At 64.1% G+C, this 24891-nt stretch carries 23 protein-coding genes; 8 read left to right on the top strand and 15 right to left on the bottom strand.

The window, feature by feature from the left end:
- Window positions 1-71: 71 nt before the first annotated feature.
- The gene (locus GV035_RS16150; RefSeq protein ID WP_159836036.1) at window positions 72-1325 is read left to right on the top strand and encodes a tetratricopeptide repeat protein; all 1254 of its coding nucleotides are present in this window, start codon (window positions 72-74) and stop codon (window positions 1323-1325) included.
- A gap of 61 nt (window positions 1326-1386) precedes the next feature.
- Here GV035_RS16150 and GV035_RS16145 read toward each other — a convergent pair whose 3' ends face one another.
- On the bottom strand, window positions 1387-1629 hold the full coding sequence (locus tag GV035_RS16145; RefSeq protein WP_159836035.1) for a hypothetical protein: 243 nt from the start codon (window positions 1627-1629) through the stop codon (window positions 1387-1389).
- 3 nt (window positions 1630-1632) lie between these two features.
- Window positions 1633-3846, bottom strand: a complete 2214-nt coding sequence (glgX, locus tag GV035_RS16140; protein WP_159836034.1) for a glycogen debranching protein GlgX — start codon at window positions 3844-3846, stop codon at window positions 1633-1635.
- A 265-nt stretch (window positions 3847-4111) separates the two neighbouring features.
- Between glgX and GV035_RS16135 the strand changes: the two genes are divergently transcribed.
- The 4 genes from GV035_RS16135 (at window position 4112) to GV035_RS16120 (ending at window position 7283) form a co-directional block, all read left to right on the top strand.
- Window positions 4112-5497, top strand: coding sequence for a DUF2252 domain-containing protein (locus tag GV035_RS16135; RefSeq protein WP_159836033.1), 1386 nt, complete (start codon window positions 4112-4114; stop codon window positions 5495-5497).
- Between the two features lie 184 nt (window positions 5498-5681).
- A complete protein-coding gene (mscL, locus tag GV035_RS16130) occupies window positions 5682-6125 on the top strand; it encodes a large conductance mechanosensitive channel protein MscL (protein WP_159836032.1) in 444 nt (147 codons plus the stop codon).
- Between the two features lie 329 nt (window positions 6126-6454).
- Window positions 6455-6946 carry a hypothetical protein gene (locus tag GV035_RS16125; RefSeq protein WP_159836031.1) on the top strand — a complete coding sequence of 164 codons (492 nt, stop codon included), beginning with the start codon at window positions 6455-6457 and terminating at the stop codon, window positions 6944-6946.
- Between the two features lie 127 nt (window positions 6947-7073).
- On the top strand, window positions 7074-7283 hold the full coding sequence (locus GV035_RS16120) for a dodecin (protein WP_159836030.1): 210 nt from the start codon (window positions 7074-7076) through the stop codon (window positions 7281-7283).
- 84 nt (window positions 7284-7367) lie between these two features.
- Here GV035_RS16120 and GV035_RS16115 read toward each other — a convergent pair whose 3' ends face one another.
- The 4 genes from GV035_RS16115 to GV035_RS16100 form a co-directional block, all read right to left on the bottom strand.
- Complete coding sequence (locus tag GV035_RS16115; RefSeq protein WP_159836029.1) at window positions 7368-8453, bottom strand: BMP family ABC transporter substrate-binding protein; 1086 nt, start codon at window positions 8451-8453, stop codon at window positions 7368-7370.
- Window positions 8454-8721: 268 nt separating this feature from the next.
- Window positions 8722-9651 carry an ABC transporter permease gene (locus GV035_RS16110; protein ID WP_159836028.1) on the bottom strand — a complete coding sequence of 310 codons (930 nt, stop codon included), beginning with the start codon at window positions 9649-9651 and terminating at the stop codon, window positions 8722-8724.
- Window positions 9652-9682: 31 nt separating this feature from the next.
- Window positions 9683-10789, bottom strand: a complete 1107-nt coding sequence (locus tag GV035_RS16105; protein ID WP_159836027.1) for an ABC transporter permease — start codon at window positions 10787-10789, stop codon at window positions 9683-9685.
- Window positions 10790-10791: 2 nt separating this feature from the next.
- Entirely contained in the window at window positions 10792-12363 is a 1572-nt protein-coding gene (locus tag GV035_RS16100) for an ABC transporter ATP-binding protein (RefSeq protein WP_159836026.1), read from the bottom strand.
- 271 nt (window positions 12364-12634) lie between these two features.
- Between GV035_RS16100 and GV035_RS16095 the strand changes: the two genes are divergently transcribed.
- Window positions 12635-13567 carry a LysR substrate-binding domain-containing protein gene (locus tag GV035_RS16095; RefSeq protein WP_159836025.1) on the top strand — a complete coding sequence of 311 codons (933 nt, stop codon included), beginning with the start codon at window positions 12635-12637 and terminating at the stop codon, window positions 13565-13567.
- Between the two features lie 31 nt (window positions 13568-13598).
- On the opposite strand, the gene GV035_RS16090 is transcribed toward GV035_RS16095, so the two are convergent.
- Window positions 13599-14969: an 8-oxoguanine deaminase gene (locus GV035_RS16090; protein WP_159836024.1), complete on the bottom strand. Its 1371-nt coding sequence runs from the start codon at window positions 14967-14969 to the stop codon at window positions 13599-13601.
- A gap of 462 nt (window positions 14970-15431) precedes the next feature.
- On the opposite strand from GV035_RS16090, the gene uraH reads away from it, so the two are divergent.
- Window positions 15432-15785, top strand: coding sequence for a hydroxyisourate hydrolase (gene uraH, locus GV035_RS16085; RefSeq protein ID WP_159836023.1), 354 nt, complete (start codon window positions 15432-15434; stop codon window positions 15783-15785).
- A gap of 75 nt (window positions 15786-15860) precedes the next feature.
- Entirely contained in the window at window positions 15861-17054 is a 1194-nt protein-coding gene (locus GV035_RS16080) for a urate hydroxylase PuuD (RefSeq protein WP_159836022.1), read from the top strand.
- Window positions 17055-17105: 51 nt separating this feature from the next.
- On the opposite strand, the gene ltaE is transcribed toward GV035_RS16080, so the two are convergent.
- The 8 genes from ltaE to GV035_RS16040 all read right to left on the bottom strand — a co-directional run bounded on the left by ltaE (window position 17106) and on the right by GV035_RS16040 (window position 24771).
- On the bottom strand, window positions 17106-18113 hold the full coding sequence (gene ltaE / locus GV035_RS16075) for a low-specificity L-threonine aldolase (RefSeq protein ID WP_159837970.1): 1008 nt from the start codon (window positions 18111-18113) through the stop codon (window positions 17106-17108).
- Window positions 18114-18222: 109 nt separating this feature from the next.
- Window positions 18223-18735: an ureidoglycolate lyase gene (locus GV035_RS16070; RefSeq protein ID WP_159837968.1), complete on the bottom strand. Its 513-nt coding sequence runs from the start codon at window positions 18733-18735 to the stop codon at window positions 18223-18225.
- Window positions 18735-19745, bottom strand: a complete 1011-nt coding sequence (gene alc / locus GV035_RS16065) for an allantoicase (RefSeq protein ID WP_159836021.1) — start codon at window positions 19743-19745, stop codon at window positions 18735-18737. Before alc ends, GV035_RS16070 begins: the two co-directional genes overlap by 1 nt.
- A gap of 34 nt (window positions 19746-19779) precedes the next feature.
- Window positions 19780-20301 carry a 2-oxo-4-hydroxy-4-carboxy-5-ureidoimidazoline decarboxylase gene (uraD, locus tag GV035_RS16060; RefSeq protein WP_159836020.1) on the bottom strand — a complete coding sequence of 174 codons (522 nt, stop codon included), beginning with the start codon at window positions 20299-20301 and terminating at the stop codon, window positions 19780-19782.
- Window positions 20298-21254, bottom strand: coding sequence for an allantoinase PuuE (gene puuE / locus GV035_RS16055; RefSeq protein ID WP_159836019.1), 957 nt, complete (start codon window positions 21252-21254; stop codon window positions 20298-20300). The genes uraD and puuE overlap by 4 nt, the downstream gene beginning before the upstream one ends.
- Before the next feature lie 135 nt (window positions 21255-21389).
- Entirely contained in the window at window positions 21390-22124 is a 735-nt protein-coding gene (locus GV035_RS16050; RefSeq protein ID WP_159836018.1) for an aspartate/glutamate racemase family protein, read from the bottom strand.
- 61 nt (window positions 22125-22185) lie between these two features.
- Complete coding sequence (locus GV035_RS16045; RefSeq protein ID WP_159836017.1) at window positions 22186-23688, bottom strand: NCS1 family nucleobase:cation symporter-1; 1503 nt, start codon at window positions 23686-23688, stop codon at window positions 22186-22188.
- Between the two features lie 327 nt (window positions 23689-24015).
- Window positions 24016-24771: a GntR family transcriptional regulator gene (locus GV035_RS16040; protein ID WP_159836016.1), complete on the bottom strand. Its 756-nt coding sequence runs from the start codon at window positions 24769-24771 to the stop codon at window positions 24016-24018.
- Window positions 24772-24891: the final 120 nt, after the last annotated feature.

Here is a 24891-nt window from a genome sequence, read left to right as displayed (position 1 = left end):
CCTTGCGACGTCCTGGCAATCACCGATCGCAGCTTCGAATGGAGACGGGCGTCGCAACGCCCGGCCCGCACATGAAAAAGACCTTCACGGCTCTTGCCTTATCGCTGTCCCTTGCGCTGTCCCTTGCGCTGTCGGTCGCTTCTCCGCTCGCGCTGGCCGCCGTGCCGACCGCGCAGCAGGTCGAGCAGTCGATGACGCAGGGCAACTGGCAGCAAGCCGACGCGCAACTGAGCGAAGTGCTCGACGCGCATCCGAAGAACGCGCACGCGCACTATCTCTACGCGCAGGTGCTGGACCGCGAAGGCCGCTATAGCGACGCGCTCTCGCAACTCCAGCAGGCGAAGTCGCTCGATCCGTCGTTGAGCTTCACGGACGCGTCGCGCTTCGCGTCCACGGAAGCGCGGATTCGCAACGACGCGAGCCGCACGAACGCGACGACCAATCGCGGCTCGAACGGCGCGGTATCGCTGAATCCGTTCAATCAGGAGCAGGCCGCCGCGCCGCAGAAACACGGTCCGTCGATGGGCATGTGGATCGGCCTCGCGGTGCTGATCGCGGCGATTGCGCTCGTGCTGCGCTGGGGCCTGCGACGCGCCCGCGCGCGTGACGACGGCCGCAGCGAAGACGATCGTCGCGGGCAGCTCAAGCGCGCCACCGAGTTGCTCAACGACGTGCGCACGCTGAAGCTCGACGTGCGGCTGTCGACCGCGCCCGGCCATGAGGCGCTTCTGCGCGATGTCGAAGGCACAGAAACGCAGCTGCGCGAGATGGTCGAGGCGCTCTCGAACTCGAAGAATCCGGTGCCGCCCTACGCCATCGACGATCTCGAGAATCAGGTGGCGAGCCTGAAGGCGCGCGCCGAAGGACGTCCTGATCCGAATGCGGCGAATGCGGGCCAGCCCGGTGCGTCCGGCCAGTCTCCGTTTGCGCAGGAAGCCGAACGCTTTGGGCGCGGCCAGCCGCCTTATGGTCAACAAGGGCCGTATCCGCAGCAGGGACCGTATCCGCCGCAGCAAGGGCAGCAGCCGCCCGTCATTATCCAGCAAGGCGGCGGCGGGTTCGGCGGCGGCATGGGCGGTCTTCTGACCGGCGTGCTGCTCGGCGAAGCGATGTCGCACGGACGCGACCGCGTGATCGAGCGCGAAGTGCCGGTCGAACGCCGCAACGACGGCAATGACAATGGCGGGCTTGACTTCGGCAACAATAACAACAACGGCGGCGGCCTGGACTTCGGCAACGGATCGAACGACTGGGACGACGGCAGCGGCGGCGGCGGCGGCGGTCTCGACCTCGGCAGCAACGACGACAACTGGCGCGATACCTGACCAGTCACTTCAAGCGACCAGCAAGGCCCCGCTCGCGGGGCCTTTTGCATGGGCGCGCGCTTTAGCCACCGCCCAGGAAACGCAGCAGCGCCCACAAGAACTTGAAGAAGCCGATGACGAATTCCCAGATGCGTTCGAGCTGATCCCACGTCGCCACCCACAAGAGTGCGTGCAGGATCATGCGAAAGGGTTTGAAAAAGGCATCGTGGAAAAGAAAAAAGACGGCTTGCGCCGCCTTTGCGATGGCAAAGATCGCATGATAACCAATCGACGCGGGCTCCCGCTTTATCGGCGGGAGCGCCATGCGTCAACCGGCGGACGGTGTGTCGCCCTGCTCCGGCGGCACTTCGTCCGTGAGCGCCTCCTCCAGCCGCTCGAACACGCGCCGCGTCGCGCCGCGCGCCTGCAGCGCGAAGAGCAGCAGCGAGCGGCCCGTGACCTGATAGACATCGCCCGAATCGAACTGCGGCAATTCCTCGCGGACCGGCGCGTTCGTGTCGATCAGACAACTCCACTGATCGGGGCCGGGAATGTCCGGCAACGTGAAATCGACGACATCGTGATAGGCGTTCACGATCAGCAAAAGCGTCGCGTCGGACGCAGGCTTGCGAATGCCCGTGGCCTGCGCGCGGCCGTCGATCACGAGACCGAAGCAGTGCATGCCAGGATCGTCCCACTGCTCGGGCGTGAGCGCGTCGCCGCTCGGGCTCAGCCATTTGACGTCGGCCACGTCCATATCCTGGCGGACTTCGCCGGTCAGGAACCGCTGGCGTCGAAGCACCGGCAGCGTGTGACGCAGCGTCGTCAGCTTGCGCACGAACTCGGTCAGCGCGCGGCCGTCGTCGTCGATGCCTTCCCAGTCCAGCCAGCTAATCTCGTTGTCCTGACAATACGCATTGTTGTTGCCCTGCTGCGTGCGGCCGAATTCGTCGCCCGCGAGGACCATCGGCGTGCCTTGCGAGAACAGGAGCGTGGCGAGCAGATTGCGCTTCTGGCGCTCGCGCAGCGTGCGGATCTCGGCGTCGTCCGTCGGCCCTTCGACGCCGCAGTTCCACGATTTGTTGTCGGAATGACCGTCCTTGTTGTCCTCGCCGTTCGCCTCGTTGTGCTTGTCGTTGTAGGAAACGAGATCGTTGAGCGTGAAGCCGTCGTGCGCCGTGATGAAATTTACGCTCGCCCACGGACGACGCCCGCGTTTGTTGAACTTGTCGCCCGACGCGGTGATGCGCTTCGCCAGTTCCGCGGATTCGCCTTCGTCGCCCTTCCAGAACCCGCGTACGGTATCGCGATAGCGGTCGTTCCATTCTGCCCAGCCCGGGGGGAAGCCGCCGACCTGATAGCCGCCCGGACCGCAATCCCACGGTTCCGCGATGAGCTTCACGCTGGAGAGAATCGGGTCTTGCCGGCAACTGTCGAGGAAGCCGCCGCCTTCGTCGAAACCATACGGTTCACGGCCGAGAATCGTCGCGAGATCGAAACGGAAGCCGTCGACGTTCATCTCCGTCACCCAGTAGCGCAGGCTGTCGGTGACCATTTGCAGCACGCGCGGATGCGAGAGATTCAGCGTGTTGCCGGTGCCCGTGTCGTTGATGTAGTAGCGCGTCTGGTCAGGCATCAGCCGGTAGTACGACGCGTTGTCGATGCCGCGGAACGACAGCGTCGGCCCGCGTTCGTTGCCCTCGGCGGTGTGGTTGTAGACCACGTCGAGAATGACTTCGAGGCCGGCTTCGTGCAGCCGGTCGACCATCTCCTTGAACTCCGCGACGACGCCCGCCCCGCGCGAAAAATAGCGCGGATCGGCCGCGAAAAAGCCGATGGTGTTGTAGCCCCAGTAGTTCGTCAGGCCCTTGTCGAGCAGATAGCTGTCGTTCACGAACGCGTGGATCGGCAGCAGTTCCACGGACGTCACGCCGAGGCTCTTGATGTAATCGACCACTTCCTTCTGCCCGAGCCCTTCGAAGGTACCGCGCATGTTTTCGGGAACCGCCGGATGCCGCTTCGTGAAGCCGCGCACATGCGTTTCGTAGAAGATCGTGTGTTCCCAGGGCACGCGCACGCGCGTGGCGTGCGTCCACGTGAAGCTCTGGTCGATGACCTGACACTTCTGCATGAACGGCGCGCTGTCGCGTTCGTCGAACGTGAGGTCGTCGCCTTCGGCGTTGAGCGTGTAGCCGAAGAGCGCCGGGTCAAACTTCATTTCGCCGACGTGCGCCTTCGCGTACGGATCGAGCAGCAGCTTGTTCGGATTGAAGCGATGCCCGTTTTCCGGCTCGTACGGTCCGTGCACGCGATAGCCGTACACGGCGCCGGGCGCGAGGCCATGCAGATAGACGTGCCACACCTCGTCGGTGTATTCGGGCAACTCGATGCGCTGCGTTTCTTTTTCGCCCTTCTCGTCGAAGAGGCACAGCTCGACTTTCGTCGCGTTCGCGGAAAACAGGGCGAAGTTGACGCCGTTTCCGTCCCACGTCGCGCCAAGCGGAAACGGGGATCCTTCGGCAATGCGGAATTGGTTCGGCATGAGATGTTCGGCAGAGAGTGACGCGCGTTGCGCGGGGTAAGGGTGCCGCATTGCACGGCATAAGCGGATTCGGATTGAGCAAGGCCCGTGCCCGGCGACGACGCGTGACGGTCAACTGCTTATGTAACTACCTCCACATGACTGGCTGGCTCGTCATGCCGCACGCCATGGCCGGCGCGATCGAGAAGCCCAAAACAGCGCGCGAACTGCTGTATGCTGGCCAGTCATCGCACCCGCAGCAATCGCTCGCCGAAAGGAGATCCGCTTGTCCACGCGCCCCAGCTCCATTCCGACGACATCGCAAGCCAACGGCACGGCCGAGGAAAGCCGCGCCGCCGGCCGCGCGCTGCGCGACGCCATCCCCTTCGACGCGCACGCGAACTGGAAGCCGGAGCCGGACCGGCCCGATCCCGTCGAGCGCGTGCTCGCGGTCAATGCAGGACGCCAGGAGCGGCTCGTGCCGCTGCGCATGTCGCGCATGGCCGAATCGCCGTTCGCGTTCCTGCGCGGCGCCGCGACCGTCATGGCGTGGGATCTCGCGAGGTCGCCATCGATCGGGCACAACGTGATGATCGACGGCGACGCGCACATCAACAATTTCGGCCTCTTTCGCACGCCGCGTCAGGACGTCGTGTTCGATCTCAACGATTTCGACGAGACGCTCGTCGCTCCCTGGGAGTGGGACCTGAAGCGCCTGACCGCGAGCATCAACGTCGCCGCCCGCGAAAACGGCGTGGATGCAGAAGGCCGCGAGCGCGCGGTGCGTTCGGCCTGCGAGGCGTACCGCACGACGATGAACGCGCTGCGCCAAGTGAGCCCGTACGACCTGTGGCAGATGCGTTCCTACGCGAGCGCGCTGCACATCGACGCGCCCACGCGCCTCACCGCCGACGAGAAATGCACCATCGAACGCACGGTCGAGCGCGCCATGAAACGCTCGCACGCGACGATGCTCGCGAAGGTCGCGGAGCCCGCCGGCAAGAGCTGGCGCTTCAAGGTCGATCCGCCGATCCTGACGGAACTCGACGCCGCCGAAAAGAACCACGTGATCGACGGCTTCAAGGCGTACTTGCAGACCATCGCGGGCGAGTGGCGCATGATGCTCGAACGCTACGATGTGGTGGATGTCGCGCATCGCGTGGTGGGTGTCGGAAGCGTCGGCACGCGCGCCTATCTGGTGCTGATGATCGGCCGCGCGCTCGGCGACCCGATCTTCATGCAGGTGAAGGAAGGCATCGTGCCGGCCGCCGCGCCGTTCGTGCCGCCGCTCGACGAACCGTTTCGTCATCAGGGCAGGCGCGTCGTGCATGGCCAGCGCCTCCTGCAGAGTTCATCCGATGCGTTGCTCGGCTGGACGACCATCGCCGGGCGCGATTTCTACGTGCGGCAGATGAAGCAGATTCGCGGCTCCGTTCCCGTCGACTGGCTTCACGGCGCGACCTTCGACTTCTACGCGTGGTGTCTCGGCCTGCTGCTCGCCCGCGCGCACGCCCGCACCGGCGACGCCGCGCTCATTGCCGGCTACTGCGGCACGTCCGACAAGCTCGACGCCGCCTACGCAGTCTGGGCCGAGCGGTACGGCGCGCAGACCGTGGCCGATCACGCGGCGTTCTGCGCGGCGATCAGCGTCGGGCGCGTGCAGGCCGCCTAGCCGTGCGTGTCGTCTGACGAGTCACCCGCTGCGCGGCGCGCGAACGGATTGTCTATCATTGCCTTGCCCGCGAGCGAAACGCGCTTCACGCGTCGTTTCGCTTGTACATATGGAGCAGCGTGCAATGGCGTTTCGCTGCACGCTCAGAACAATCGTTTCGCACCTGAAAAGGAGGAATCCCCGCATGAGCATGATCGACGAATTCAAGAACTTCGCGCTGAAGGGCAACGTCATGGACCTCGCGGTCGGCGTCATCATCGGTGGCGCGTTTTCGACCATCGTCAATTCCATCGTCAAGGATTTGATCATGCCGGTCGTCGGCCTCGCGACGGGCGGCCTCGATTTCTCCAATCTTTTCATCCGGCTCGGCCACATACCGCCGACCTTCAAAGGCAACCCCGATTCGTACAAGGATCTGCAGACGGCGGGCGTGGCGGTTTTCGGCTACGGCTCGTTCATCACGGTGCTGATCAACTTCCTGATCCTCGCATTCATCATTTTTCTGATGGTCAAGTTCATCAACAATCTGCGCAAGCCCACGGAGACGCCGGCCCCCGCCGCACCGCCCGAAGACGTGCTGCTGCTGCGCGACATCCGCGATGAACTCAGAAAGACGCCGCGCGTCTAGACGAATGAGCGCAGCGGAAGGGGCGAGAGCCCCGCTTTAGGGCACGCCATCCGCCTTTAGTTAGCGTGGCCGCTTTTTTTTCTTCGTCCAGGCTGTTCGCGCGGCTAGGAGCAGGACTATTATTGAGACAGATGTCAGATAGATGCCCATAGGGGAATGCCGAGGGGATGCCAGCGGGCCGCCAACAGGTCATCGGCATGATTCGTGCGCTTTTGACGCCTATCGGCAATGTGCCGGTCGCGCGTTCCGGAGGCTCGAATCACCGTGACCTGATCACATCGATGCGCTATAAAAGATCGACGTGCGGCACGCAAGACGGGAGTGGCCGCATGAGGACGCTGCGTTTCTTGCAATTCTTTTTCAGGCGAGTTTTTATGTCCTTCCCGAAAAAGCGTAGACGCGTGAAGGCTGATGGCGACGAGTCTTTTCTCGCCGTGCTGCGGCATTTCAAGCCGTTCGGCCAGCTCGACACCAAGATTGCACGCGCTCGCGCGCAGGACGAACCGGTGCTGTATACACATGCGCTGCCAGGACTCGATGTCCTGCTGTGCAGCGTGCGCGGCGCCCAGCCGCCCTACCCGGCCATCGACGAGCTGCATCGGCGCTGCGTCGAATCCATCACGAATGCACTGGAGCAGCCGCTCGACGGGCTCGAGAACGGCGGCTACTGGTACGAGGCCAATGGCTTCGGCTTCCTGGTATTCGCAAGCCGCGCCCGCACGCAGATTCTGAGCGAGTTCGGTGCGACCGTTTCCGCGCGCCGGCGTCGCGGCACGCGCCGTCAGGACGCGGGCGACGCCGCTTCACGTCCGCTGCGTTGAGCCTCGTCGCGTCGTGGCTGTCTGTCGGGACGCGTTAATGCCTTCTCGTGACGCGGCGGCCGTTCCTTAGCGCCGTGGCGCGCGCCTTGCTGGAATCGCATTCCGAGCACACCACAAGGAGAACACCATGTCGGAACACGTCTATAAGCAGATCGAACTTACCGGCTCGTCGACTCAATCCAGCGATGACGCGGTGCGCGTCGCGCTCGCCAAGGCGTCGAAGACCCTGCGCAACATGCACTGGTTCGAAGTGACGGAAACGCGCGGGCATATCGAAAACGGCGAAGTCCTGCACTGGCAGGTGACGATCAAGGTGGGGCTGCGCATCGACGATTGAGGATTGAAGATGGCGTTTTGAATGCCATCAGTAGAAACCGCGCCCGAGGGCGCGGTTTTCGTTTCAGGTAACGACGACGCCCACTCACTTCGGCAGCGACCCGTCCACCCCTTCCACATACCAGTTGAGACGCTGCAGTTCCGGATCCGACAGCGTCTTGCCTGCCGGCACCTTGTCCGCACCGGACTGGTCCTTGATCGGGCCGCTGAATACATCCCACTTGCCGAAATGCAGTTCGTCCCGCTTCGCGGCGACAGCCTGCACCGCCTTCGCGGGAATGGCCGTCGTGTTCAGGTCTTCGAGGTCCACGGCCTTCTGCGGAATCCCGAGCCAGACCGGATCGTTCTTCCACTTGCCGTCGAGCACCTTCTGGATCACGTCGTCGTAATACACGCCCCAGTGCGCGACGACCGAGCCCAGATGCGCGTCCGGACCGAACTTCTTCATGTTCGAATCCCAGCCGAACGCGTGAACGTGCTTCTCGTTCGCGGTGTTGAGCGTCGCGTTCGAATCGGTGTTCTGCAACAGCACGTCCGCGCCCTGCCCGATCAGCGTTTCGGCCGCCTGCTTTTCCTTGCCCGGATCGAACCAGCTATTGATCCAGATGACCTTCGTATGAATCTTCGGGTTCACCGACCGCGCGCCCAAGGTATAGGCGTTGATGTTGCGGACCACTTCGGGAATCGGCACCGAAGCGACGAAGCCCAGCGTGTTCGTCTTCGTCACGTAAGCCGCCGCGACGCCCGCGAGATACGCGCCCTGATACATCCGAACGTCATATGTGCCGAAGTTCTTCGCCTTCTTGAAGCCCGTCGCGGTCAGGAAAATGGTGTCCGGAAAGTCTTTTGCGACCTTCAGCTGGAAGTCCTGATAGCCGAAGCTCGTGCCGAAGATGATCTTGTTGCCCTTGTTCGCCAGATCGCGGAACACGCGTTCCGAGTCCGCGGATTCCGGCACGTTCTCCACGCGCGTGATCTTGATCTTGTTGCCGAACTTCGCTTCGGCTTCCTTGCTGCCGGCGTCGTGCGCGAAGGTCCAGCCGGCATCGCCCGGATTGCCGAGATAGACGAACGCGACGCCTGGAGCGTCCGCGGCTTGCGCACTCGCGGCGGCGAGCGTCGCGGACAGCGCGACAGTGGCCGTGATCGCCTTCAGCCAGGTTTTCTGCATTGTGATTCTCCTCTTTGGATGTTGTATGCAAAAACGAAAAACGCCACGCCTGAAGTTTCGTCTGCCAAAAAAGGCGGCGGGGACATCAGGCGCGCGCGGTGCGGTAGCGGAACAACACACCGCCCGACCGCGCACGATTGAATGCGGCACTTTGCATGCGGCACCGCGAATGCAAAATGCCAGCGCGCTGCATGCGGCACCGCGAATGCAGAATGCCAACGCTCTGCATGCGGCACCGCGAATGCAAAATGCCGGCGCGCTGCATGAATCAGCTCGCCGCGAAAAACGGCTTGCCAAGCGATGCCGGCGCGTTGAGCTTGATCGTGTTCGGGTTGCGCGAGATCAGCACGAGCACGACGATGGTCGCGATATACGGCAGCATCGCGAGAAACTGCGTCGGCACCGGCACGCCGATGGCCTGCGCGTAGAACTGCAACGCCATGACCGCGCCGAACAGTAGCGCGCCGATCAAAAGACGCCCCGGCCGCCACGTTGCGAACACGACGAGCGCGAGCGCAATCCAGCCACGGCCCGAGGTGAGCTGTTCCTGCCAGACGTGCAGATAGACGATGGAGTAATAACCGCCCGCGATGCCCGCCATTGCGCCGCCGAAAAGCGTCGCGCCATAGCGCACCCCGACCACCGGAAAGCCGACCGAATGCGCCACCGCTGGCGATTCGCCGACCGAACGCAGCACGAGCCCCGCGCGGGTCTTGTACAGGAACCAGCCGATCACGGCGAACATCACGAAGGCCAGATAGCCGAGCGGCGTCAGCGAAAAGATCGCGGGCCCGAGGACGGGAATCGACGCCAGGCCGGGAATCGGCATCACATCGATGGTCGCGCGCACTGCCGCCGACGTGTACGGCTTGCCGACGTACGCCGAGAAACCGATGCCGAAGATGGTCAGCGAAAGGCCCGTGGCGACCTGGTTGGCGAGCATCGTGATGGTGAGAAAGCCGAAGAGCAGCGCCATCGCGAGTCCGGCGAACACCGACGCCACAATGCCGAGCCACGGACTGCCGGTGATCGACGTGACCGCGTAGCCCGTGACGGCGCCCATCAGCATCATGCCTTCGACGCCCAGGTTGAGCACGCCGGACTTCTCCGCGACGAGTTCCCCCGCGCCCGCGAACATCAGCGGGATCGCCGCGATGACCGCGCTCGAGGCGAGATTGCTGGCTTGATTGATATCCATTTTCGATTTCTCTTAAGCTCTTATGCGGTCTTTAAGCGGCGCGGTGCGCCGGCGTCCTGCGCCTAATGCGGTAATTGACAAACAGATCGCAGCCGAGCAGACAAAAAAGCAGCAGCCCCTGAAACACGCCTGCGAGCGCCTGCGGCAATTGCAGCGACGTTTGCACCGCCTCGCCGCCGAGATACAGCAGCGCCATCAGGAGACTCGCGAGCACGATCCCCACCGGATGCAACCGTCCGACAAACACGACGATGATCGCGGTGAAGCCGTAGCCCGGCGACCATCCTGCCTGAAGCTGCCCGATCGGACCCGCCACTTCGCCCATGCCCGCGAGTCCCGCGAGCCCGCCCGAAAGCAGCAGCGAGGTCCAGATGGTCTTCTTGTCCGAGAAGCCCGCGTAGCGCGCGGCGAGCGGCGCGAGACCGCCCACGTTCATGCGAAAGCCCGCGAAACTCTTGCGCATGAAGAGCCAGACGAGCGGAATCGCGATCACCGTCAGAAACACCGACGCGTTGATGCGCGTGCCCTTCAGGAAACTCCAGTGCCAGTCGCCGTAGAGACGCGGAAACAGCGCATCGTCGACGAACATCGCGGAAATCGGGAAGTTCATGCCCTCCGGATCGCGCCACGGGCCGCTCACGAGATAGATCAGCAGCTGCGTCGCGACGTAGGTGAGCATCAGGCTCGTGAGAATCTCGTTGGTGTTGAAGCGGCTCTTGAGCAGTGCCGGAATCGCGGCCCACAGCATGCCGCCCGCGATACCGCCGATCACCATGAGCGGCAGCGTCCACCAGCCGGACGCATCGCCGGCGTGGATCGCGATGCCGCCCGCGACGATGCCGCCGAGCAGCATCTGCCCTTCCGCGCCGATGTTCCACACGTTCGCGCGGTAGCCGACCGCGAGCCCCAGCCCGATCAGGCACAGCGGCGACGCCTTCAGCACGAGTTCGGACCAGCCGTTCACGGTCGAGAGCGGCTCGATGAAGAACGCGTGCATCGCGCGCAACGGGTCCTGGCCGACGACGCTGAAAATCAGAAAGCCGATGACGAGCGTCGCCACGGCGGCCACGACCGGCACTGCAAGCTGCATGGCGCGCGAGGGCGTCGGGCGCGCTTCGAGTCGATAGGGAAAGATCATGCTTATTTGCTCAAAGAATCGAGTTCGGCCGCGGGCGTGCGCTTGCCGTCGAAAAGCCCCGCCATGAAGAGGCCGATTTCCTCGGCGTTCGTCTCGCCCGTGGCGCGCACCGGCGAGAGTTTGCCGCGCGCGAGCACTGCGAGCCGGTCGCAAATGTCGAACAGTTCTTCGAGTTCTTCCGAGATCACCAGAATGGCGACGCCGCGCGACGCCAGATCGAGCAGTTGCTGGCGGATGAAACCGGCCGCGCCGACATCGACGCCCCAGGTCGGCTGCGCGACGACGAGCACCTTCGGCGCCTGCAGAATCTCGCGTCCGACGATGAACTTCTGCAGATTGCCGCCCGACAGGCTTTGCGCGAGCGCGCCGCTGCCGCCACACCGCACGTCGAATGCCTCGATGCAGCGGTCCGCGAAGCCGCGCACCGCGCCCGCGCGTATCCAGCCGCCGCGCACCATCTGCTGCCGATGCGCGGTCAGCAGGCCGTTCTCCGCGAGCGACATGGCCGGCACCGCGCCGCGCCCGAGCCGTTCTTCCGGCACGAACGCGAAGCCGAGCCGCCGCCGCGCGCCGGCCGTGAGCCGCGCGGCAGGCGTCCCGCAGATCGACACCGCGTCCGGCGCGACGTGGCGATCGCGAATCTCGCCCGAGAGCGCGGCAAGCAGTTCCGCCTGGCCGTTGCCCGACACGCCCGCGATGCCGAATATCTCGCCTGCGCGCACTTCGAACGACACGTGGTCGAGCGACGTGCCAAACGGGTCCGGACTCGCCACCGAGAGATTCCTGACCGCGAGCAAGGCATCGCCCGGCGTGTGGGCGCGGCGCGTGTAGTCCGGCAGCGAGTGGCCGACCATCAACTGCGCGAGCGACGCGTGCGTTTCCTTGCGCGGATCGACGTTGCCCGTCACGCGGCCGCCGCGCATCACCGTGGCGTTTTCGCAGAGCGCCTGGATTTCGTCGAGTTTGTGGCTGATATAGAGAATGCTGCACCCTTCGGCCGCGAGCCGGCGCAGCACCGTGAAGAGCTTCTGGACCGCCTGCGGCGTGAGCACGGAAGTCGGCTCGTCCATGATGAGGAGCCGCGGGTTCTGCAACAGGCACCGCACGATCTCCACGCGCTGGCGCTCGCCGACCGTCAGGCTATGAACGTGCCGCTGCGGATCGACATCGAGCCCGTAGTCTTTCGACACGTCGCGGATGCGCTTCGAGAGCGCCTTCATGTCGAACTTCTCGTCGAGCGCGAGCGCGATGTTTTCGGCGACCGTCAGCGTCTCGAACAGCGAGAAGTGCTGAAACACCATGCCGATGCCGAGCTTGCGCGCCGCCGCCGGACTGCCGATCTCGACGGTCTCGCCCTGCCAGCGAATCTCGCCTTCGTCCGGGCGCACCGCGCCGTAGATGATCTTCATCAGCGTGGACTTGCCCGCGCCGTTCTCGCCGAGAACCGCGTGGATCTCGCCCGGCATGACGACGAGATTCACGCCGTCGTTCGCCTTGACGGACGGGTACTGCTTGCTGATGCCGGACAACGCCAGGCGCGGTGGCATTGTCGACTCTTGAATGGCGTCGCCCATTGAGTTCTGAATATGCGCCCGGCCACCGAGCAGGCCGGACTGGGGAAAATTACCGCGACAGCGCGCGCAGGACACCGTTTGTCGCACGAACTCATATCGCGGCCAGAATTTACAGAATTCGAGACACTAAGTCGATCACTCAAAATTCGCGCGCTCGCCCGCAGTGCCGCGATTTCCGGGTAAGCCACACCTTGACGCCACCTCCATGTCATATTAAAAATGATATGTTGTACCCCTGCATCGATCAGCCAGAACATATAGTGGAGATAACATGAGTCAGCAACGCGAGGCGATCGATACGTACTTATTGCGCGTCTTGCATACCTTGCTGATGGAACGCAGCGTCACCCGTGCGGCCGTCAAGCTCAATCAGTCCCAACCCGCGATCAGCGCCGCGCTGCGCCGCCTGCGCGACATCACCGGCGACCCGCTGCTCGTGCGCGGCAAATCCGGCATGGTGCCGACCGAATACGGCCTGCGCCTGCTCGAACCGACGCAGAACGCGCTGCGCGAGATCGAGCGGATCAAGGTCCAGCAGCACAACTTCGACCCTTCGACGTCCGTGCGGTGCTATCGCATCGGCTGTCCGGACTACCTGAACGTGCTCTTCGTGCCGACCGTCGTCGAGCGTTTCCGGCAGGCCGCGCCCGACGCGACGCTCGAATTTCATTCGCTCGGCCCCGCGTTCGATTACGAACTGGCGCTCGAAGACGGCAAGCTCGATATCGTCGTCGGCAACTGGCCGGAACCGCCCGAGCAACTGCATCTGTCCAATCTCTTCGTTGACAAGATCGTGTGTCTCGTCAGCAACACGCACCCGTTCGCCAAGCGCGGCGGGCTCACGCTCGACCAGTACCTGAACGCGCCGCACCTCGCGCCGACGCCCTATTCCGTCGGTCAGCGCGGAGCAATCGACGTGCATCTGGCGCGCGAGCGCCTGAAACGCCATGTCGTCGTGACGCTGCCGTACTTCAATCTTGCGCCTTACGTGCTCATCAAGTCGGATCTCGTCTTCACGACCACGCGCCTCTTTGCCGCCCATTACGCGAAGTTTCTGCCGCTCGCGGTGGTGCCCGCGCCGCTCGACTTCCCGCCCATGCAGTATTACCAGCTCTGGCATGAGCGGTGCCACTACTCCGACGAAGTGCGCTGGCTGCGCAGTCTCGTCGCCGAGGCGACGCGCTCGCTGATCGATCAGCCCTGACAGCATCGCGCGCCTCGTGCGGGGCGCGCTGTCAGCGTGCGGCGTTGGCCAGTTCGCGCGCCAGCGTGTTGTGCCGCTCGACGACCGCGCCGAGATTTACGGTCTCCAGCCGCCCTTCCTTCACGACCACTTTCCCGCCGATCACGCTCGTCGCCACCTGCGACGGCGCGCAGAACACGAGCGCCGCCACCGGATCGTGCAGCGCGCCCGCGAACGCCGGCTGCGACAAATCGAACGAGACGAAATCGGCCGCCATGCCGGGCGCGAGCGCGCCGATGTCGTCGCGGTTCAGCACTTTCGCCCCGCCGAGCGTCGCGATTTCGAGGGCTTCTCGCGCGGTCATCGCGTCCGGTCCGAAGCCGACGCGCTGAAGCAGCAGCGCCTGCCGCACTTCGGCGACCATCTGCGCGCCGTCGTTCGATGCGGAGCCGTCCACGCCCAGCCCGACCGGCACGCCCGCGTCGCGCATCGCGCGGATCGGCGCGATGCCGGACGCGAGCCGCATGTTCGAACACGGACAATGCGCGACGCCCGTTCCCGTGCGCGCGAAAAGCTCGATGCCCGGCTTGTCGAGCTGAACACAGTGTGCGTGCCAGACGTCGTGGCCGACCCAGCCCAGGTCTTCGGCATATTCGGCGGGCGTCATGCCGAACTTTTCGCGGCTGTACGCGACATCGTTCACGTTTTCCGCCAGATGCGTGTGCAGCGACACGCCGTACTGACGGGCGAGCGCGGCGGAATCGCGCATCAGCTCGCGGCTCACCGAAAACGGCGAACACGGCGCGACGACCACGCGCAGCATCGCGTAACGGCCTTCGTCGTGGTAGGTCTCGATGAGGCGCTGCGAGTCCTTCAGGATCGCGTCTTCTTTCTCGACGACCGAATCCGGCGGCAGCCCGCCATCTTTCTGGCCGACGCTCATGCTGCCGCGCGCCGCGTGAAAGCGCATGCCGATCTCGCGCGCCGCCGCGATGCTGTCGTCGAGACGGCTGCCGTTCGGATAGATGTAGAGATGATCGCTCGACGTCGTGCAGCCGGAGAGCAGCAATTCGGCCATCGCGGTCGTCGTAGAGACGGAGATCATCTCGGGCGTCAGATGCGCCCAGATCTTGTACAGGTTCGTGAGCCAGCCGAAAAGCTCGGCGTTCTGCGCGGCCGGAACCGCCCGCGTCAGGCTCTGATACATGTGGTGATGCGTGTTCACGAGGCCGGGAATGACGAGATGCCCGCGCATGTCGAGCACGTCGTCCGCCGTCTGCGGAAGCTCGCTCGTCGGTCCGGCCGCGACGATGCGGTTGCCTTCGATATACAGGCCGCCATCGGCGATTTCGCGGCGTTGCGCGTCCATCGTGACGAGCATGTGGGCGTTCTTGACGAGCAGGCTGCGGGGTGTCGCATTCATCGAATGTTCTCCGAAACGGGTTGCATCAGGGTAAAAGGACCAGTGACAGCCCCGGTTACCCAGCGTGGAACGCCGTCTTCGGGACGCGCCTCGATTGCGCGCCGTGTCACTGTCGGTAGCCAAAAACACGGCGGCAATCATGGGGCCGTCATAGTCGCATTCAGCCCGGCGATATATTCCCGAATTTTGGCGCAGGTAGCATCGCACCGAAAGCCGCGCGGATGCCCGCGTGCCCTGGTCTTGCACCAACGGCGGCGCTCATGCGTCCGGCATTATCTTTCCTATCGCGGGCGCACAGCGCGTCTCGAATTTCTACAATGCTGTACACGGCGCGCATCTGAAACGCCGACGGGTATGTAGCCACTGACGTGGAGCCTCGATCCGCCGCCGCCGCACGGTTCCCCAGTGCGGATTTCGGATCGATGCGCGAGCCGGACATCGCACAACACAAGGAACATGCGAATGGGCAAGCTCACCACCCACGTCCTCGACACCGCGCACGGCCGCCCGGGCGCGAACATCCAAGTCGAGCTCTTCGCGCTCGCGGGCGACACCCGGCGCGCAATCAAGACCACGCTCACCAACGACGACGGCCGCTGCGATGCGCCGCTGCTCGAAGGCGCGGAACTCGAAACCGGCGAGTACGAACTCGTCTTTCACGCGGGCGACTATTTCGCCGCGCTCGGCGTGAAGGTGCCCGAGCCGCGCTTCGTCGATCGCGTCGTGCTGCGCTTTGGCATCGCGGATACGGCTGCGCACTATCACGTGCCGCTTTTGGTGTCGCCTTGGGCGTACAGCACGTATCGCGGCAGCTAGAACCAGGCAAATGGAAACGATCAGCACGCCGTCAACGCGCGGCGTGCACATAACGAATCGGTAGTGGAGGAGTTCATGGAAGGCTTTATCACCGACTGGCTCAACCTGGCCTTGCGCTGTCTGCACGTGATCGTCGCGATCGCGTGGATCGGCGAGTCGTTCTACTTCGTCGCGCTCGACAATAGCCTGAAACCGCCGCAGGACCCGAATGCGCGCCGGCGCGGCGTGTTCGGCGACTTCTGGCACGTTCACGGCGGCGGCTTCTATCACATGCAGAAGTATTCGGTCGCGCCGCAAGACATGCCGGAGAATCTGCACTGGTCGTTCTGGCCGTCTTACACCACGTGGATGTCCGGCTTCGGCCTCTTCTTCGTGCTGTATCTGCTGTCACCGAGCACGTATCTAATCGACAAGAACGTGCTCGACATGGGACCGGTCGTCGCGGTCTCCGCCGCGCTCGGCTTTCTGATGGCCGGCTGGATCGTCTACGACTCGCTCTGCCGCCTGCTCGGCAACAACGACCGTCTGCTCGGCATTTGCGTGGGCATCTACGTGCTGGTGGCGGCGTTCGTGGCGTGCCACGTGTTCTCGGGCCGCGCTGCGTATCTGATCACGGGCGCCATGATCGCGACGATCATGTCGGCGAACGTGTTCTTCGTCATCATTCCGGGACAGCGCAAGATGGTCGCCGCGATGCTCAAGGGCGAAACGCCGAATGCGATCTACGGCAAGCGCGGCAAGCAGCGTTCGGTGCACAACACGTATTTCACGCTGCCGGTCGTCTTCGCGATGCTGTCCAACCACTACGCGATGACCTACACGCACCGCTACAACTGGGTGATCCTCGTGCTCATCATGCTGGCCGGCGCGCTGATCCGTCAGTTCTTCGTGATGCGTCACCGCGGACAAGTGCTGTGGTACATGCCGCTCGCCGGTCTCGTGCTCGTGCTCGGCGCCTTCGCCTGGACGATGCCCGCGCCGACGGTGCCGGTCGCGCAGGCGGCAGGCACGCCGGCGATCAAGGTCGCCGATATCCAGCCGATCATTCAGCAGCGTTGCGCGGTCTGCCACTCCGCGCATCCGACGATGATGGGCAGCGCGCCCGCCGGCGTCCTGCTCGACACGCCCGCCGAGATCCGCCAGAACGCACAGCGCGTGCATCAGCAGGCGGTCACGCTCAAAGCGATGCCCCTTGGCAACGTCACGCAAATGACGGATGCCGAGCGTCAGAAGATTGCCGCGTGGTTCGATGGAGGCGCGGTGCAGTAACGCCGCGCCGATGCGAAACGGCCCGATTGGCTTTCCCAATCGGGCCGTTTTTCATTGCGCGGCGAAGTAGGCTTTGACTGCGTGCAGGACGGTATCGATATCCTCGCGCGACACGTCGCGATGCGTCACGAAGCGCGATGCGTACAACATCTGCGTGAGAATGCCCCGCTCCTTGAGCCACGCTTCGAGCGGCGCGCAATGCTTCTCGGGAATCTGCGCGAACACCATGTTCGTGGCTTGCGACTGAATCACGATTCCGTCGATTTCGGCGAGCCCCGCCGCGAGCCGCGCCGCGTTCTCGTGATCCTGCGCAAGCCCGTCGACGTGATGATCGAGCGCATGGAGGCACGCCGCCGCGAGCACGCCCGCCTGCCGCATGCCGCCTCCGAGCACCTTGCGCCAGCGGTGCGCGACAGCCACGAGCGCCTTGCTGCCGACCAGCACCGAACCGACCGGCGCACCGAGCCCTTTCGAAAAGCAGATGGAGACGGTATCGAACGGCGCGCACAGTTCGCTTACCGGCCGGTCCGACGCCACCACTGCGTTGAAGATGCGCGCGCCGTCCAGATGCGTCGAGAGGCCGCGATCGCGCGCGAGTTTCGTCGCCTGCGCCACGTAATCCGCCGGCAGCACTTTCCCGCCGATGGTGTTTTCGAGCGCGAGCAAGCGCGTGCGCGCGAAGTGATCGTCGATCGGCTTGATCGCCGCCGCGATCTTTTCGAGCGGCAGCGAGCCGTCCGGCGCGTTTTCGATCGGCTGCGGCTGAATGCTGCCGAGCACCGCCGCGCCGCCGCCCTCGTACTTGTACGTGTGCGCCGCCTGCCCGACGATGTACTCGTCGCCGCGCGCGCAGTGCGCCATCAGCGCGGCGAGATTGCTTTGCGTGCCACTCGGAAAGAACAGGCCCGCTTCCTTGCCGGTGCGGGCGGCGAGCGCGGACTGGAGTTCGATGACAGTGGGATCGTCGCCCCAGACGTCGTCGCCGACTTCGGCGGCGGACATGGCGGCGAGCATCGCTGGGCTCGGGCGGGTGACGGTATCGCTGCGTAGGTCGATCAGGCGTGCTGGCATCGTGAGTCGCTCGTCGGGAATGAGCGGCATAGTGTAGCGCGCAATGAAAAAGACCGGCCATGCTGCGCCGGTCTCTCCCGTGACTGCGAGAAGCGATTCACGCAATGCTTAAGCGCAACGCCTCTTCGTTCAGCCACAACGACTCTCTCAGGTCCTGCTCGTTCAGATTCAGCCCGTCCCCGCCGCGATCGACGATGATGAAATCGCTGACCTTGCCGAGCGCGATCAGCGGATGGTGCCAGACGCCCTTCGCGTAGTTCACGCCCTGCCAGCCGCGCGTGACGAACGCCCGAATCTTCGACTCGTCGAGTTCGCCCGCCGGCGCGACCACGACGAGATACGGCCGCTCGTCGAGCGGAATGAACGCCTGCGAGCCGAGCGGGTGACGCTCCATCATCTTCACTTCGAACGGCAGCACGCGCGGCTGTCCGCGAAAGAGATTGACGAGCGTGCGGCCACCCTCGTCCGTCACGTCCACCTTGCAGAGATCGTGGAAGCGGATCGTCGTGCCGAGGTTGATCGGGATCTGCTTCGCGCCTTCGAGCTCGATCACATCGCCGAAAGGTTCGAACGCCGTGCGCGTCAACGGTTCGATCGCGAGCGTCTTCATCATGCAAGCGTTCCGAGAAGACGCAGGCGCGACACGCCGCCGTCCGGATAGATATTGAAGCGCACGTGCGTCACCGGTCCGAGCGCCGCGAGTTCCGATTCGAAGAAGTGCTGCTTGTCCATCTGCAGCTTCTGCTCCGACAGCAGCACCGGCCAGAACATGGCCTGCGTGACGAGCGAGCTGTCCGTGCCGCCCTTCACATACGCCGCCTGCAACGAGCAGCGATCGGGGAAATTGCCCTTGAAGTGCGCCGTATCGACTTCGACTTTCTTGATGATGCCCGGCTGCGCGAGCGCGACGATACACCAGTCGTTGCCCGGCTCCCGGCGGCGGCGCGTTTCCCAGCCGTCGCCCATGTTGACGCCGCGGCCCGGCATCAGAAGCGTGGACGCGAGACCGAAGTGCTGGTTGTTCGTGCCGACCAGGTACGCGCCATTTTCCATCGCGGCGAGGTCGAACAGTTCGTTGCGATCCGCGTTGCGCCAGTCGAGTTGCGGCTGACCATACACCCGCAAACGCGCGATGCCGCCGTCCGGATAGATGTTCACGCGCAAGTGCGTGAACGGCTCGGTCGATGCGACATCCAGATAGTGGTGGCTATTGCCTTGCAGCGTCGTCGACGGCACGACTTCCGTCCATTGCGTGGACTGGCTCGGCGCGCCCTGCGCGACATGCGCGCCTTCGATTGACGCCGCCGGCGGGAAGTTGCCGGTGAAGTGGCTCGTATCCAGATCGATGCCCTTGATGACGCCCGGCCGCGCCAGCTTGACGACGCACCAGTCGTAGCCGGTCGTGCGCTTGCGGCGCGTTTCCCAGCCGTCCATCCACTTGCCATGCTCGTCGTATTTGCCGGGAATGAACACGGCCGGCTCGGGGTTCAGCATGCGTTCCTTCGGCGCGAAGAAATCGTCGCTCGCCTCGAGTGCCTGCGCGCCCAGACGCGGGTCCGCGAGGTTCACATAGCGGCGCGTGAAGTCGGGCGCGTTGGGATCGAGTGTCGGAATTGCCATTGTCTTCGTCCTTGTCTATACGGGGAAATGCGGTTCACTGCGTAATCAGGTCGTCGAGCCTGAAGCGCGCGATCCGGTAAATCTGGTCGAGACTCGTGCGAAGCTCTTCGGCGCGGTCGTGGTTCACGCGCGCCTCGAAGTTCGCGATGATGCCGTGACGGTCATACCCGCGCACCGCGAGAATGAACGGAAAGCCGAACTTCTCGCGGTAAGCCGCGTTCAGCGACTGGAGCTTGTCGAATTCTTCCTGCGTGCAGAGGTTGAGACCGGCGCCGCTTTGCTCGCGGGTCGATTCGGCCGTCAGTTCGCCGCGCACCGCCGCCTTGCCCGCGAGTTCCGGGTGCGCGTTGATGAGCGCGAGTTGCTTGTCCGCGCCCGCCGTTTCGACCGCCTGCGACATCGTCGCGTGCAGCGCGTCGATGCTCGCGAACGGGCGCCTGGCCGCCGCGATCTCCGCGACCCACGGCGAATGCTCAAAGATGCCGGCGAGCACGGTCACGAACGCGTCGGCGGGCATGGTGTTGAGTTGATCGAGTGTGGTTTGCATCGCCTTCATGCCGCCGTCCCGTTGTCTTCTTGCGTTCGTTCGTAGGGGTGATGTTCGCGCCAGTGCCGCGCGATATCGACACGCCGCGTCACCCACACGCGGTCGTGCTTTTCGATGTGATCGAGAAACTTTTGCAGGCCGCGAAAGCGCCCCGGCCGGCCGAGCAGCCGGCAGTGCATGCCGATGGACAGCATCTTCGGCGCTTCGTCGCCTTCTTCGTAGAGCACGTCGAAAGCGTCGCGCAAGTACGTGAAAAAGTGGTCGCCCGTATTGAAGCCCTGCGGCGTGGCGAAGCGCATGTCGTTGGTGTCGAGCGTGTACGGCACAATCAGTTGCGACGTGGTCTTGCCTCCGCCCAAGTCGACGTCCATCCAGAACGGCAGGTCGTCGCCGTAGTAATCGGAGTCATAGAGGAAGCCGCCGTATTCCGCCACCAGCCGATGCGTGTTCGGACTGTCGCGGCCCGTGTACCAGCCGAGCGGACGCACGCCCGTCACGCGTTCGATGGCTTCCATGCCGAGGCGCATGTGCTCCGCTTCGCGCTCCGGCGACATATCCTGATAGTGAATCCAGCGATAACCGTGGCACGCAATCTCATGCCCCAGTTCCACGAACGCCCGCGAAAGCTCCGGATGCCGCTCCATCGCCATGCCGACGCCGAACACCGTGAGCGGCAAGCCGCGCTTCTCGAATTCGCGCAAGATGCGCCAGACGCCTGCGCGCGAGCCGTATTCGTAGATGGACTCCATGCTCATGTGACGCGACGGATACGACGCCGCGCCGACGATCTCCGACAAGAACTGCTCGGAGCCGGGATCGCCATGCAGCACGCAGTTTTCGCCGCCTTCTTCGTAATTGAGCACGAATTGCACGGCGACGCGCGCACGCCCCGGCCAGTTCGCCTGCACGGGATGGCGGCCGTAGCCGATCAGGTCGCGTGGATAGTTCGGATCTAGAGACATGGCTGGGTCAGGAAACGGGGCGTTGGGGAACGGAATGTCGACGATTCAGTGTAGCGAAAACGCCCCGACGCGCCCATACAGCGGCGCAGATATTGCGGGTCACGTCGCCGGTATGTGTTTCGCGGTTTCGCGCGGCTAGCGCGGGCCGAAATCCGACAGCACGCCGTCGTATCGTTTCGCAAGCGGCCGCGCGAAGTCGCCGCGTTTGGCCGTATGCAGCTTCAGCGCGATCAGCGCCTCCGCCCACTTGACGGCGGCCGTCACGCCCTCCACGACCGGCGCGCCGATGGCGTCCTCCACTTCCCGGCAGAACTCCGCCATGCCCGCGCAGCCGAGCACGATCGCGTCCGAGCCGTCCTCGTCGAGCGCGCGCCGGCATTCCTCGATGATTGTCTGCCGCGCCGCCGATCCCGGTTCGTCCAGTTCGAGCACCGCGACGTCGGTCGCACGCACGTTCTTGCAGAAACGCGTCATACCGTAACGTTCGGCGAGATGCCACGCCATGCCGCAGGTGCGCCGCAGCGTCGTCACGACCGAGAATCCCGGCGCGATGACGCTCGCCGCATGCATCGCCGCTTCTGCGATGCCGATGACCGGCCCGCGCGCCAGTTCGCGCGCAGCATAAAGCGCCGGGTCGCCGAAGCAAGCGATCACGTACCCGTCGAAGCCCTGCCGCTCGCCCGCCTCGACTTCGGCGAGCAGCCCGAGCGACGCAACCGCTTCGTCGTAATAGCCTTCGATGGACGGCGGCCCCATCGTCGGGCTGACCGCGACGATTTCCGTGCCCGGCGCGGCGACTTCACGCGCGCAGCGCGCCATCGATTCGGTCATGCGCTGCGTGGTGTTCGGGTTGATCAGTTTGATGCGCATTGCTGTCTCCTGCTTATTCCGTCCGCCGCGACGCGTCGCGGCGGCTCAGGTTCCGATTGGTTCAGGCGGCGTGCTTGCGATCCGCCAGTACCCAGTAAAACAACGCACCAAGGCCCGCGCCGATGAACCACGAGAAGTTCGCGGCGCCTGCAAGCGACGGCAGCATCACGCACAGAATCGCGATGACCGCGGCGGGCAACAACGCAATCACCGCGCGGCGATTCACGCCCTTCGTGTACCAGTACTTGCCGGTGTCGGAGGTCGTGTAGAGATCGTTCACCGCCAGCTTGCCGCGCTTCAGCAGATAGAAGTCGACGATCAGCACGCCGTACAACGGTCCGATGAAGCTGCCGAGAATGTCCAGCGTGTAGTGAATCACGGCCGGATTGTTGAAGAGATTCCACGGCGTGATGAAGATCGACGCGGTCGCGGCCATCATCCCGCCCATGCGCCAGCTAATCAGACGCGGCGCGACGTTGGAGAAGTCGAAGGCCGGCGACACGAAGTTCGCCACGATATTGATGCCGATGGTCGCAATCGTGAACGTCAGCGCGCCGAGAATCACGGCCGTCGGATGATCGATGCGGCCCACCGTCTCGACCGGATCGGTAATCAGTTGTCCGAACACCGGCAAGGTCGCGGCCGTCGTGATGACCGTCACGAGCGAGAACGCGAGGAAGTTCACCGGCAAACCCCAGAAATTGCCGCGCTTCACGCTGCGAAAGCTCTTGCAATAGCGCGAGAAGTCGCCGAAGTTCAGCATCGGTCCGGAGAAGTAAGACACGACGAGCGAGATCGCGGTAATCATCACCGGCACGACTTCCATGCCGTGATACTTCACGCCGCCCAGATTCAGCCCGATATTGCGGATGCCCGCGCGCCACACCATGTATCCGGCGAGCGCGAACATCACGACATACACGGCGGGGCCGGCGAAGTCGATGAACTTCTTGATCATCTCCATGCCGCGCCAGAACACGACCGCCTGAAGCACCCACAGCAGCATGAATCCCGCCCAGCCGAGCGCGGACAGCCCGACGAAACCATAGCGATGCACGTCCGCATAGGGCATCAGCGAGGGCACGAATTTGAGCACGACGATCACGAGCGCGCTCGACGCCAGATAGGTCTGAATGCCGTACCACGCGACCGCGATCAGCCCGCGAATGACGGCGGGAATATTCGCGCCGAGCACGCCGAAGGTCGCGCGGCACGCGACGGGATACGGCACGCCCGCGACCTGGCTCGGCTTCGCGATAAGATTGCACAGCAGATTCACGAGCCCGATGCCGATCAAGAGCGACACGAGCACCTGCCAGCTCGTCAGGCCGAGCGCGAAGAGACTGCCCGCAAACACATATCCGCCGACGCTGTGCACGTCCGACATCCAGAACGCGAAGATGTTGTACGCGCCCCAGGTCTGATTCTTCAGCGGCGCGAGATCTTCGTTGTACAGACGATCGCTGTAGCCGGCAGGCAAGCCGGACTCATGCTCTGAAGATTCGTATCCTGCTTCATACGGCGGCAATGCTGAACTGCCGGGCGTTGCACTGAACTGAGCCATGACCTCTCCTTGGATGGGCGGCTTGCGTCATGAAAAAGCGGCAATTGCTTGGGGGCCAAGCGTCGTCGGATACCTTCGCGAGCGTGCTGATCCCCACGCCTCGCGCGGTATTCTTCAGATTTGCTTTATCGCCTGCGGCGTGTTGCCGAGAGCGAACGGGCTTCAGCCCGCTCGCTCGCCGTCAGGCGTTTTTCATTGCACGCTCTTCGATGAGCGTCTCGTTCAGTGCGGCGCCTGCTGCGGTCTTTTTCGCGCGTGCGTCTCGCTACGCGCCCGCCGCATGCGCGCGGGCGCAGTCTCCAATTTTGTGTCCGTCCTACGGCTTGTTCATGCGCCGAACGCCTTCTCGCGTTCGGTCGATCGTGCAAACACTTCCTTCAGGTCGACCGCGCCACGGGCGGGCCGCTCCAGCATCTTCAGTTCGACATCGCGCAGATGTTGCGCCATCAGGTCCGCGGCTTTCGCGGCGTCGCCGGCATCGAGCGCGGCGAGGATCGCTTCGTGACCCTCGAACGAGCACGAGCTCTTGCCGAGCGATTCGTACAGCGCCGAAATCAGCGTCGAGCGCGCGACCAGTCCGGACAGGCAATCGCACAAAACGGTGTTGCCGGTGAGCGCGGCCAGTTCGGTGTGAAACTCGCCCGACAGACGAATCCACGCCGAAAAGTCGCGGTTCTCGAACGCCCGCTTCTCCCGCCCGATGGTCGCGCCGATCGACTTTAGGCGCCGCGTGCCATGCCCTTTACAGATGCGCTCGACGACAGCCAGCTCGACGATGCGCCGCATCTCGAAGACGTCATGCACTTCCTGCAGCGACGGACTCGCGACGAAGGCGCCGCGATTCGGTTCGAGATCGACGAGCCGCTCGCTCGCCAGTTGCGAGAGCGCCTGGCGCACGGCGCCGCGCTTCACGTCGAACACTTCGCACAGTTGCGCTTCGGTCAGCTTCGCGCCGGGCGCGAGCCGATGCTCGAGGATCGCGGCGCGGATGTTCTCGGCGATCGACTCGGGGCTCGCCGCCGTGGCTCCAGCTGGCGAAGCGGCGGAAGCGTTCAATGCAGCACTCGATTTACGGTCGGACATGATGTGCTCGCTTGCATGTTGACCATCTTAGAATCGACATAAAGATTGTCAACAATCCAAAATAAAAATCTTGCGGAATCGGGGTCGGTCGCGGGACGTTGCCGGCCCGGAAGTCAATGA

Source organism: Burkholderia sp. 8Y (assembly GCF_902506145.1).
Classification (GTDB): Bacteria; Pseudomonadota; Gammaproteobacteria; order Burkholderiales; family Burkholderiaceae; genus Caballeronia.
Note: the sequence above shows the minus strand (reverse complement) of the source record. Positions and strands in the feature narration are given on the sequence as shown.